This is a genomic window from Priestia sp. P5_B4, assembly GCF_056400385.1.
In genome coordinates, this window is sequence record NZ_JBFULJ010000081.1 from 1 (window position 1) to 10,929 (window position 10,929).

The window sequence follows — 10,929 nt, forward strand, 5'->3', positions numbered from 1 at the left end:
AGGGTCTTTTTGTACTTTTTTCGTTAAAACTATAAAATTAAAATGGCTATTTAAAATACAAGGTTCGAGTAGTATTTTTTAAGAAGATCACTTAAAAAATCTCCACTCTTTTCTCCTTGTATTTTAAATTTCGGCAGGAGTGGTTATATCGCCAAGCCGAACATACCCAAAACGAAGTTAAAGATGCTCGGCTTGCGACGGCCATTATACCTGCCGAACCGCCAGAGCATCCGTTCATAGTTAGTAATTTTGCTAAAAATAAGCTACACAAACGGGGACTAGTCCCCGAACCCCTAGCCAGCACGCCACCCCAAAACGAACGGGGTTGCACGGGTAAAGTTATAACTCAGAATTAAAGTAAATAGCATGCACGGGGGGCGTGCATCTGGTTTTAACATGGTTATGATTTAATCAAATAATAGAGTGTATAAACATTGATATATCAGTACTTAACTGGGGTTGAACGCCCCCCGTGCACGTAAAAAAATGATGTGCACGGGGGGCGTTCTTTGTTATTCTTTAAAGGACATTTTAGATGAGAAATATAACTATTTATATAAATACGCGTGCACGGGAGGGAACGGCATGTCAGATGCAAAGCTTGGCCAAGAACCAGCTTATTGGACTAGTGAAGTGGCAAAGAAACTTGAGGTGTCAGATAGTACTTTAAGAAAGTGGTGTATTCAATTGGAGGCCACAGGTTATAAATTTGTTAAAGGAGAGAATGATAGTCGGGCTTTCACTAAACATGACTTAAACGCTTTACAACTATTTAAGCAAATCGTAAAAGTCCAAAGAAAAACCAAAGAAGTAGCCTCTTTAGAAGTAGTTGAGCGTTATGGTGCACGGCAAGGAACGCCCCCCATGCAACCTGCACAAATGGCCGTTCAAGCTCATGAGTTCAAAGATAAAATTGATGATATGGCTCAAAGTATTGAAGAGATAAAAAAACAATTACATGAACAAATGGAATTTAATAAAAAGCTTGTAGAACGTATGGATCAGCAAATCATGAGTCATATACGTGAAATTCAGGAAACAAGAAAGCAACTTGCTGCTGCTCAAGAAAAAAAGAAGTGGTGGGAATTTTGGAAATAAAAAAAGACTGCCAGCCAGCTGGCAGTCTTTTTTTATTTAAATGAGTTATTTCCGATAACATCTTACTCTCTATTTATATTATAACTCTATTTGGAAATTATTTATAGACTGTTTTTTCACTCATGTCCAGCTTTATACTGTTATACGCAAGTCAAAAAGTATAAAGGGTGTGGCTATATGAATGATAAGAAAAATGTCTTAGATCCTGGTCCGTTTTTTCATGGTACTAAAGCAGAACTGAAGATTGGAGACCTGCTTGAACCATTGTACTTATCCAATTATCAGGATAAAAAATCTAACCATATCTATTTTACTGGAACATTAAACGCTGCTAAATGGGGTGCTGAATTAGCAAGAGCTAATTCAAAAGAGAGAATTTATATTGTAGAACCATTGGGCGATTTTGAAAATGATCCAAATTTAACTGATAAAAAGTTTCCTGGCAACCCAACACGTTCTTATAGATCTAAATCCCCCTTAAAAATAGTAGCTGAATTAGGTTCATGGGAAAGGCATTCCGATGAAGAAATAAATCATATGCTCACATCTTTAAAAAAGCTAAGTGAAGAAGGAAAAAATGTAATATATGATTGATTCTCATGGCATTGAAATCCTAATTAAATAAATGCCGAAGGTCGCCCTATAAACTGATATATAGTGGGCGGCCTTTGTTATGAATATGAAAATCATGTTAAATCTAAGAATTTTGGGCACAATACTATAAGTTTATATAGTATTGGAGGTAACAAATTTGGATAATAAAATGAGATTAACGTCCTCAGAAATTACAAGTTTATGGACACAATATATTCAAGATACAATGGCTATTTGTATTAACAAATACGTGCTTGCAACTGTTAAAGACCCTGAGATTTATTCTCTATTCGAGTTTACCCTAGGGGTAGCTGAGAAGCATTTAAAAGTGCTTAGAAATATTTTTAAATCTGAAAAGTTAGAGCCACCGAAAGGATTTACTGAAAAAGATGTAAATGTAGATGCTCCTCCTCTATTTACAGATGTTTTTTGGTTAGGCTACATGCATGAGATGACAATGCACGGGTTATCTGGATATAGTATATCTTTTAGTGTGTCGGCTCGAAAAGATATACGAGATCATTATTTTCAATGTAACATTGATGCTATGGAGATTTATAATAAATCGATTGAAATTCTTTTATCCAAAGGCATTTATCAACGATCTCCTTATTTTTCTACATTTCAAAGGAGTCAACCAGTTACAGAGTTAGGATATGTTATGGACTTATTCGGAGATAAAAGGCCTTTAAATTCAATGGAAGCAGGAAATATTTATTTTAATCTAAAAAAGAGTATTGCAGCTAAAGCTCTCGTCGTTGGATTTAAACAGGTAATTAGGGATAAAGATATTCATAAATTTATGGATAATTGTTTACATACAGTTAATAAAAATATAAATATTTTCTCTTCTGTACTTCAGGATGAAAACCTTAAACCTCCCCAATTATTAGACAGTGAAATTACAAATTCTGATATAGCTCCTTTTTCAGATAAATTAATGGTGTTTCATGCTGGGTTTTTGTTTAATTTAGCCACTACGTATTATGCTGCAGCTATGGTAACAAGTATGAGAATAGATGTAGCTGGACATTGTGATGCCTCTATTTTTCGGGATTTGAAAACGATTTCATCTTTTGGGAGAATTATGATTAAAAAAGGGTGGATAGAAAAACTACCAGAGGCGGATGATCGTAAAGAGTTGCCTAATAATTAACGAGAGTTTTTACTTTTTTATAAATTTTTAAGATGTATTTTATATTATCTGTCAACGGTAAATCGCAAGACCGACAGGTCGAGAATTTAAGGAGTTGATAGATTCACCAAACCCAAACCCTCTTGGCACTCAAACAAACTCGTTTGTTTGACGCCAACCGGCGAGGGAGCCCCCTCAAAAAAGTGAGGGGGTTGGGGGAGTTTTTAGGATGGGGTTAAGGGGAAGAGTTCCCCTTACAGGTGGTGGACGGCGTCCACGGTCTTCATGAAAAAGGGCATCCTTTTAGGATGTCTTTTTTCATTTTGGCGAAGCCAAACACAGGGAGGAATTCCGACCGCCACCTCGTAGAGCGCGCTCCCAATTTTATCGAAGATGAAAAATTGGTGTAGTGCGTTACACCAAATCTAAAGTTGTGGTATGCTAGACCCAAGTACAGTGGTCGAAATGGGGGATTGAGGGATGGCCAAATATGGGATTATCCGCATGCAAAAGTTCCACAAAGACGCAATATTGGGGATCCAGAAACACAACCAACGAGAAGGCGAGAACAGTAAAAATAAAGACATTGATTCAAACAGAACGATGCTCAACTATGACTTTGTGAATGAGGACAAAATTAAGTACCATGAAGAAATTAAGAAAATGACGGCCACCCGTGTGAAACGAAAAATTAGGAATGATGCCGTCCTAGTGGCAGAGTTCTTTGTGTCGGCCAGTCCAGAGTATATGCATACGATGTCGCCAGACGAGCAGCGTAAATATTTTGAAGCATCACTGGATCATATTGCCGGTAAGTATGGCCAGCAGAACATTTTATATGCCGTGGTCCATAACGATGAGGCAACGCCACATATGCATGTGGGTTTTGTACCGATCACGGATGATCGGCGCTTGGCGGCGAAAGAGTACTTTCATGGGAAAACGAAGATTCGTAGGATCCAGGATGACTTTCACAACTACATGAACAAACGTGGGTATGATATTGAGCGTGGCGAGCCAAGTGAGCTGCAACATAAAAGTGTGCATGAGTTTAAAAAACAAGAACGTCAAAAAGAGCTAAAGCATCTGCAACAACTAGTGGCTCACAAGGAAAAAGAGCTTCAACAGATGGACAATTTAGTGGAGTTGAAAGCAGCACCACCCGTTGAGATACGTAGCGAGAGACGTATTGAAGAGTTATGTAGCCAACCTCTTGAAGTAGAGGCGGCCAAGAGTGTCATGGGCTCCAAAGTGAAAGTGGAAGAAGCAGATTTTCATGAGCTTATGAATCTCACAAAAGAGTTGCAGGAAACATTGGCGGCCGAGCATGAGCGCACGCATGCATTGAGTCATGAAGTTGATCACTACAAGAAAGAGAATAAAGTATTAAAGCATGATTTAAGTGAGACAAAGCAAGAATTAGAGATATACGTGGCGCATCAAGATGGCGAAGTCGAGAAGGCGAAAAAACAAATGCGTCAGAAGCTTGTCCGTGATTTTTCAGTTGAACAAAAGGAAAATGTAAAAGATGAGGTTAAGAGAGAACTAGATACGCAATATAAAGCTCATATAAGCTCTCTCAGTGATGATTTAATGATTGAGAAGCAGAAACATGAGAAAACGAAAAAAGAGCTTGTACAGGCAAATAAACTGAATGACAGTTTAACAGAAATGAATATTGATTATATAGCGAATTATGTCCCAAAAGAAGAGCTTGATAAAGCGAATCAAGAGGTTAATGAATTACGAAAAGAAAACAAGACATTAAAAGCCTGGAAAGAAAAAGCATTGAATTGGATTGATAAGCATGTTGAAAGGATAAAACAGGTTTCGTTCTTTCAACATGTCGGTGGGATTCAAAAACGTAACAAAAGGCAAGATCAAGAAATTGAAAGATAATAATACAAATAATCTAGTTAAGAACAGTAAGTATAAGAGCAATTTGAGTTATCAGTATCTCTTTTAAAGTAGAATCAGTACAGGTCGAGTGTTGGTTTAGTAAAGATAATAACTCTCTGTTGAATAAAAAAAGTTCGTCTCTAGTCAACATAAGATTTCTCCTCCTTTTTTGAGAGTGTTTATGAGCATAAAAAAAGCTACCTTATCTCTATGGGCGTTTGCTTTACATAGAAAGAAGGTAGCTTTTTTACAGGGTTCACACGTATAACAAATAACGGAAAGATAACTGCAAATTAATAGTATCATCTTTTTTCCATAAAGACTATATTTTTCCTAGTGGGGGTTGGAAAAGTACTAGATAAGTAATAGAAGGATCATAATGAGGATTTAGAAGGAGCAATAAAGACATAAAAAAAGCTATTTCAGTCTTATTGGCATCGGAGTGAAATAGCTCTTTTTATATTACATTCAAGAGTGTTCTGGTTCGTCATGGATATCTTTATATGTGAAGTATATCACAAACTTTTTTAGTTGTGAAGATGAAAATCAAAATTTGTATGACAAGTTTTGATTTTAAGATAAAATTCCGTTGTATAAGGACATTTGTATACTGTAAAATATTTGTATGAATATAAAAAGATAAAATGAATACAAGGTTGATCGCTTTTAGAATGATCAACCTTTATTTGTTTTGCTATTAAAAGCAAATGGGTGAGGGGAATATTGGAGTCTCATAAAGTGATTTTAAAAGAAGCTTTAATAGTTGAGATTGAAAAAGAGAGAAAATCGTTGGTAGAAATGGCATTTAAAGAGGGTTTTACAAGTAGCAATACGGTAGAGATTAGTCAATTCATTGATGAGATGTTAAATGAATTAGAAAAGATTAAATAGAGCTATTAAAAACAACAAAAAAGCAACCTCGGCATTGGCCAATGAACGAGGTTGCTTTTTTGTTATAAGGGTTTGCTCATACGTATCCGAAGTATGAAACATAAGTAGATTACCATGTTCTGTAATTAGAGGCTATTTTTGATGTGTTGCTGCATATGAATAAAAGGTGCACTTTTTATTCATTCTTTCACTAATCGCTTACTGAAAAAACGTTGGTCTATCAAGGATGTATAAAAAGCTGCATACTCCGGAAAAAGAACCCTCGGCGGAACCGTTCTGCGACAAGGGTTCTTTTTTGTGGTGTGTTCCGGAAAGAGTGATTATGTTAACTAGAGATGAATAGGATATACAGCCTAAAAAGAGAAAAAGCTACCTTTAACCAAGGTAGTTTTCTCTACACACATTTGTTGTTAGGACGATGTTTTGTAACATCATGAGTAGTTTGCTCTAATTATTTTTGTTTTATTTATGTGGACTATAGTTTATCCATTTATGCCAATCTTGTGATAACTAAATGTGCGGAAACAGGTTCTGTTCCTCCAGCAAGTGGTGTAATGGTTAGTGCTGTTGTTTCGCTAGCAGGGTTTCGTACGGTAAGGATTGAATTGATGACTGATGTTCGGACAAGAGCCATTCCCACGATCTGAGAAGTTCCTGTTGCTCGACCGACTACTGTATAAGCTAATTCAACAGCTCCTGCTCCCGAATTAAGAGTTAAAACCAATTGACCCGCTTCGGCCACGCTCACTTGGAATAACACTTGATACACACCAATTGCAGATAAATTAAATGTATCCGCACCTGTACGGAAAATTTGTGCCCCACTATTTGGTCCATCATTCGGAAAATCGACATCCGAACCTGCTGCAACTGTTGCCGCATTATTAGGCGGCATTAAAGCGTAAAAGTCTGCAAATGCTAATACGCCTCCTGCCGGTCCCGTCGGTCCTGCTGGTCCTGGTAAACCTATTCCTGCCGGTCCTTGAGCACCTCTTGGTCCTTGAGCACCTCTTGCTCCTTTGTCACCTTTTGGTCCTTGAGCACCTCTTGCTCCTTTGTCACCTTTTGGTCCTTGAGCACCTTTTGCTCCTTTGTCACCTTTTGCTCCTTTGTCACCTTTTGGTCCTTGAGCACCTTTTGCTCCTTTGTCACCTTTTGGTCCTTGAGCACCTTTTGCTCCTTTGTCACCTTTTGGTCCTTGAGCACCTTTTGCTCCTTTGATGATACACGCACATGGGCATGAACAACAATGGTGACAAAAATCTCGACTTTTTTTACTACTACTGCCACTTCCCAAAATATCCATCTCCTTTTTTTATATGGGATACTATATTAATACTAAGGAAAACGAATATGGCTTGTGTATTTACCTATGTTGAGAGAAGAGTAGCTGTTAAAAGTATGCTACTAAAATCAAAAGTCTCTTTAATTAATTATCGAAGGGACTTTTGATCCCGAGAAATCAAATTATGTTAACTACCTTTGTATATCGTATACAACTTAAAAACAGAAAAACCAACCTTTAAGTCCTTATCAATATAGAATGCAGACTGCATAGGTAGCTTTTTTAACTAACGAGAAGGAAGTCAAACAACGAATCTAGAGACTTGGGGGTATTTGTACTACTCATTTTATAGTATTTAAGATACCTAATTTGATCATTTTTTATAGAAATGCTCCATAAGTAGACTTTTAGCTTGTACCAATTTTATTTTTTTTCATATTATGTAGTATCTCTTTTATTTAGGAGGTGATTTAAGTGTCCTATGGCAAAAGAAAAAAAGTTATCTATGTTGATAAAGTGATTATTAAGACAGACAAAGTAATTATTAAAAAAGATAATAAAAAACGCAATAAAAAACACAATTGTTATGACAAGCATAGAAAAGATTATAACAGAGGATGTTGTTGTTGCTGTGGATGATTCTAGCTTTATTTTAAATTAACCTAATTGGAGCTCAAGTTGTTATGACTAGTATAGATTGAATTCTAGTAAAACTATTGTATAAGAGGAAAGAAGCATCTAATAACTAGATGCTTCTTTTGGTACCTAGAACACTCATTATGTTAACTAAGATTGTATATCTTATACAGTGTAAAAACAGAAAAAAACTACCTTAGAGTTAGGGAGAAGGTAGTTTTTTCTAGTCGTAAAATATAGATGTTAGCTGATGCCTCGCGGCGTCTTGGGTAGTTTGCTCAAGGTGTTATTTATTATTCATTTTTATAATTATTAAATAAAAAGAAACAGACTTGTTAGGAAGTCTGCAACTGCAACAAGAAATAAAGCTATTTATATACAACAGGTATTGTATATGATTTAAAGAACTTTAGCAGTCTTCCCTATTGAGAATATTCTATACTTTATTGACCTTATGTTAACTACACATGTCTATCATATACAGCGTAAAAACAGAAAAACTACCTTGGAGTTAGGAAGATAGTTTTTTCTGTTTTGGATGTTATACAATTGGGCTCTATAGGTTGATGCCTCAGGGCGCACAAAGCATCTTGGGTAGTTTGCTCAAATAGTCGATTCCTATCCGTTTTATTTTTAACCAGCAGCCTTTGAACCGGAATTAGATCCTAAGTTCCATAAACTAAATATAATCGTGATTAAACCAAGAACTACGCTTGACCAAACCTCTCCATTTGTTAATGAGTAGATAAATGGGAAAATTATAAACCAGACACCAGTAATCGCGGAGATCCAGTTTTGCCATGAATTCCAGCCGGGTTTGTCATAGCCCCATAAAGATACAATAACTTGAATAATTCCAAAAATTATACTTGACCATAAAGCTCCTGATTGATCTGAATAACCGATAGCCCAAGGTGCGATAATAAACCAGACACCAATTAATGCATTTAAATTACCCCTTAATTTCATAATTACACCTCCTCTAAGTTTAGGAATCTTTAAAGATCCCATTGTTAGATTATATGTTTAGAAACTATAGAGATTAACTCAATATATAACAATTAAATAAACAGAATATTTAAACAATACCTTTACTTTGTAATCGCTTTCATTTATAATAAAGATAGGTTGGATGGCATGAGTGGCTGTCATAGTATTTAGCGTAGGTGGGGCTGATACAAGGGATCAGGGCATAAAAGAAATGTCCTTTTTTGCTTTGGAAACATTTATTAAGAGATGGAAAGCTTTTATTTTTTCACTTAGTTGATTAATTAGAGAGGTGTTTTATATGAATAAAAATGAAGATATTAACGTTTTTTTATTAATGTTGTCGGTGATCTCTATTTGTGGAGGATTGTTATTAACAAATGTTTTTATTTATTCCCCTCTTATTGGTTGGCTTGTAGCAGTATTTTGTTTAATAATGAATTTTATTTATAAAGAGGAACAACTGAAATATAGAAAAAGAGAAGATTAGGAATAGGATCTTCTCTTTTTTATGGATTCTTATAACGTGTTTTATGGTAACAGCTAAGAGAAGTTATAGCAGGAAATATTACTTTGCATTTGAATACTAGTACTGTAATTCTAAAACGAAAGTGGAGGCTAGTATGATGCTAGTAAAAAAGATGTTAAATGGAATTATGATGAAAGAAATTACAATTAAAGAATTAGCTGATCAGTATAATGTAAGTACTCGTACCATTCAATTAAGGATTAAGAAACTAGGGTATGAATGGGACAGTAAGCAAAGTATTTATCGTTATGTTGGGGAAGAGCCAGAACCTTTAGAAGTTGATTTCAATACCCTTATTTCTAAAAATAGTAAAGTGCCAGCAGAACAAAAGCAAACCACTAGTGAAATAGCAGCTAGTATTAGTAATATAAATGAAAGTGAAAGTACTAGTGCTAGCTTTTTAAAAGCTAGTACTAATGCTAGCAAAGTAGATGCAATTGATATTTTGCTGCAAAATCCAAAAGACCGATCTAAAAGAGTATATCGAGGGTTTTATTTCGATGATGACGTTTTAAGTATTATTGATCGAGTTCCTAAGAGTTATAAATCTGAATTGGTAAACGAAGCTTTGAGAAAAGTGTTTAAAGAAAAGGGATTATTAGATTAAAAAACTCACCTACATTTTAGGTGAGTTTTCTTTCTTATTCTACAAATAGGGTTTGCAAAAATGTAGGATTTGGTAGAAAATTAGACATAAGAAAAAGCCCTCAAGTTTTCGAGGACTCCGAGGACTTTCTCTTACAAATTATTTAGGAAGGAATTAACCTTCTGTTTTGAATTCATTATAGATACATTCTATCACAAGGGGTTATATTCTTTCCAGTGAAAATTGGAGGAATACTAAGTGAAAAAAGCTTTAGACCAAGCAGAGAAAAAAGCAAGAATACGAGATTCAAGGATTGAAGAACTAATTGGTCAGGCAGAGGTTGGTCTGTCAGCAGATCAACAAAAAATGTTATTACAGATTTTACATAAGACTACTGGAGAAGATTATTTTATTGGTAAACGTAAGAAAAAAACTGATGGGGTGAAGTTTGTGCAGATGATCACTGGAAATATTGATTATTTATGTGAAATTGGCTATCTGACTCAAGCTGAAAAAGCTTTTTTGTTTGAAATATCTAGATTTCTCGAGTTCAAATCAAATGTAATAGTTGAGAAGAACGTTGAAGATGAAGGCAAACCATCAGCAGCTTCGCCAAGTTATTTAGCAAACAAGTTAAATAAAACTAGAACTTCAGTATCAAAAATGATGAATGAGTTACTAGATAAAGGTATCTTAGGAGTAGCAGAAACAGGAGTAACAACTGAAGAAGGACGAATTTGTAGTTCAAGAACTTGGTTTGTTAATCCAAATATTTTATGTAATGCACCTAAAGATGAAATAGATAGAGCAACGCAGCAAATATTTTCAAAAGCTCTTAGAAATATAAAAGTTGGGGAAACAAAAAGAAAACATAAATTACCTATTTATCTATTTTAACTGCAAAAATACTCTTGCAGTTTTTTTTTTTTTTAATTTGGATAAAATTAGGTGTTAAAAAAATTTAACACAGGTGTTAAATTTTTTTAACACCCTACCCTCTATAAACGTTGATATAACAACATTCTTGCACTTGTCTCTTCTCACTCTATTTAAATAGCAATTCGCTGATAGAATTGCAAGGGTCTTTTTGTACTTTTTTCGTTAAAACTATAAAATTAAAATGGCTATTTAAAATACAAGGTTCGAGTAGTATTTTTTAAGAAGATCACTTAAAAAATCTCCACTCTTTTCTCCTTGTATTTTAAATTTCGGCAGGAGTGGTTATATCGCCAAGCCGAACATACCCAAAACGAAGTTAAAGATGCTCGGCTTGCGACGGCCATTATACC

At 35.1% G+C, this 10,929-nt stretch carries 11 protein-coding genes; 9 read left to right on the top strand and 2 right to left on the bottom strand.

What is annotated here, in order from left to right:
- The first annotated feature begins 585 nt into the window (after positions 1-585).
- The 5 genes from AC1DRF_RS10145 to AC1DRF_RS10165 all read left to right on the top strand — a co-directional run bounded on the left by AC1DRF_RS10145 (position 586) and on the right by AC1DRF_RS10165 (position 5,617).
- On the top strand, positions 586-1,098 hold the full coding sequence (locus tag AC1DRF_RS10145) for a DUF3967 domain-containing protein (protein ID WP_477740680.1): 513 nt from the start codon (positions 586-588) through the stop codon (positions 1,096-1,098).
- A gap of 177 nt (positions 1,099-1,275) precedes the next feature.
- Positions 1,276-1,692 (top strand): NAD(+)--rifampin ADP-ribosyltransferase, encoded by a 417-nt coding sequence (gene arr / locus AC1DRF_RS10150; RefSeq protein ID WP_477740681.1) that lies wholly within the window; start codon positions 1,276-1,278, stop codon positions 1,690-1,692.
- Between the two features lie 157 nt (positions 1,693-1,849).
- Entirely contained in the window at positions 1,850-2,848 is a 999-nt protein-coding gene (locus AC1DRF_RS10155; RefSeq protein ID WP_477740682.1) for a DUF3231 family protein, read from the top strand.
- A 459-nt stretch (positions 2,849-3,307) separates the two neighbouring features.
- Positions 3,308-4,726, top strand: a complete 1,419-nt coding sequence (gene mobV / locus AC1DRF_RS10160) for a MobV family relaxase (RefSeq protein ID WP_477740683.1) — start codon at positions 3,308-3,310, stop codon at positions 4,724-4,726.
- A 738-nt stretch (positions 4,727-5,464) separates the two neighbouring features.
- Positions 5,465-5,617 (top strand): Spo0E family sporulation regulatory protein-aspartic acid phosphatase, encoded by a 153-nt coding sequence (locus AC1DRF_RS10165; protein ID WP_477740684.1) that lies wholly within the window; start codon positions 5,465-5,467, stop codon positions 5,615-5,617.
- A 490-nt stretch (positions 5,618-6,107) separates the two neighbouring features.
- Here the strand turns inward: AC1DRF_RS10165 and AC1DRF_RS10170 are convergent, their stop codons facing one another.
- Entirely contained in the window at positions 6,108-6,914 is an 807-nt protein-coding gene (locus tag AC1DRF_RS10170) for a collagen-like protein (RefSeq protein ID WP_477740685.1), read from the bottom strand.
- A 462-nt stretch (positions 6,915-7,376) separates the two neighbouring features.
- Here AC1DRF_RS10170 and AC1DRF_RS10175 point away from each other — a divergent pair, with 462 nt between their 5' ends.
- Positions 7,377-7,541, top strand: a complete 165-nt coding sequence (locus AC1DRF_RS10175) for a hypothetical protein (protein ID WP_477740686.1) — start codon at positions 7,377-7,379, stop codon at positions 7,539-7,541.
- A 630-nt stretch (positions 7,542-8,171) separates the two neighbouring features.
- Here the strand turns inward: AC1DRF_RS10175 and AC1DRF_RS10180 are convergent.
- Complete coding sequence (locus AC1DRF_RS10180; RefSeq protein WP_075422835.1) at positions 8,172-8,507, bottom strand: SPW repeat protein; 336 nt, start codon at positions 8,505-8,507, stop codon at positions 8,172-8,174.
- Between the two features lie 319 nt (positions 8,508-8,826).
- Between AC1DRF_RS10180 and AC1DRF_RS10185 the strand changes: the two genes are divergently transcribed.
- From AC1DRF_RS10185 to AC1DRF_RS10195, 3 genes are all read left to right on the top strand, one after another.
- The gene (locus tag AC1DRF_RS10185) at positions 8,827-9,015 is read left to right on the top strand and encodes a hypothetical protein (RefSeq protein WP_034656363.1); all 189 of its coding nucleotides are present in this window, start codon (positions 8,827-8,829) and stop codon (positions 9,013-9,015) included.
- A gap of 133 nt (positions 9,016-9,148) precedes the next feature.
- Positions 9,149-9,661 carry a helix-turn-helix domain-containing protein gene (locus AC1DRF_RS10190; RefSeq protein ID WP_251389339.1) on the top strand — a complete coding sequence of 171 codons (513 nt, stop codon included), beginning with the start codon at positions 9,149-9,151 and terminating at the stop codon, positions 9,659-9,661.
- 237 nt (positions 9,662-9,898) lie between these two features.
- Positions 9,899-10,537 carry a MarR family transcriptional regulator gene (locus AC1DRF_RS10195; RefSeq protein WP_132019446.1) on the top strand — a complete coding sequence of 213 codons (639 nt, stop codon included), beginning with the start codon at positions 9,899-9,901 and terminating at the stop codon, positions 10,535-10,537.
- The last annotated feature ends 392 nt before the right edge of the window (positions 10,538-10,929 follow it).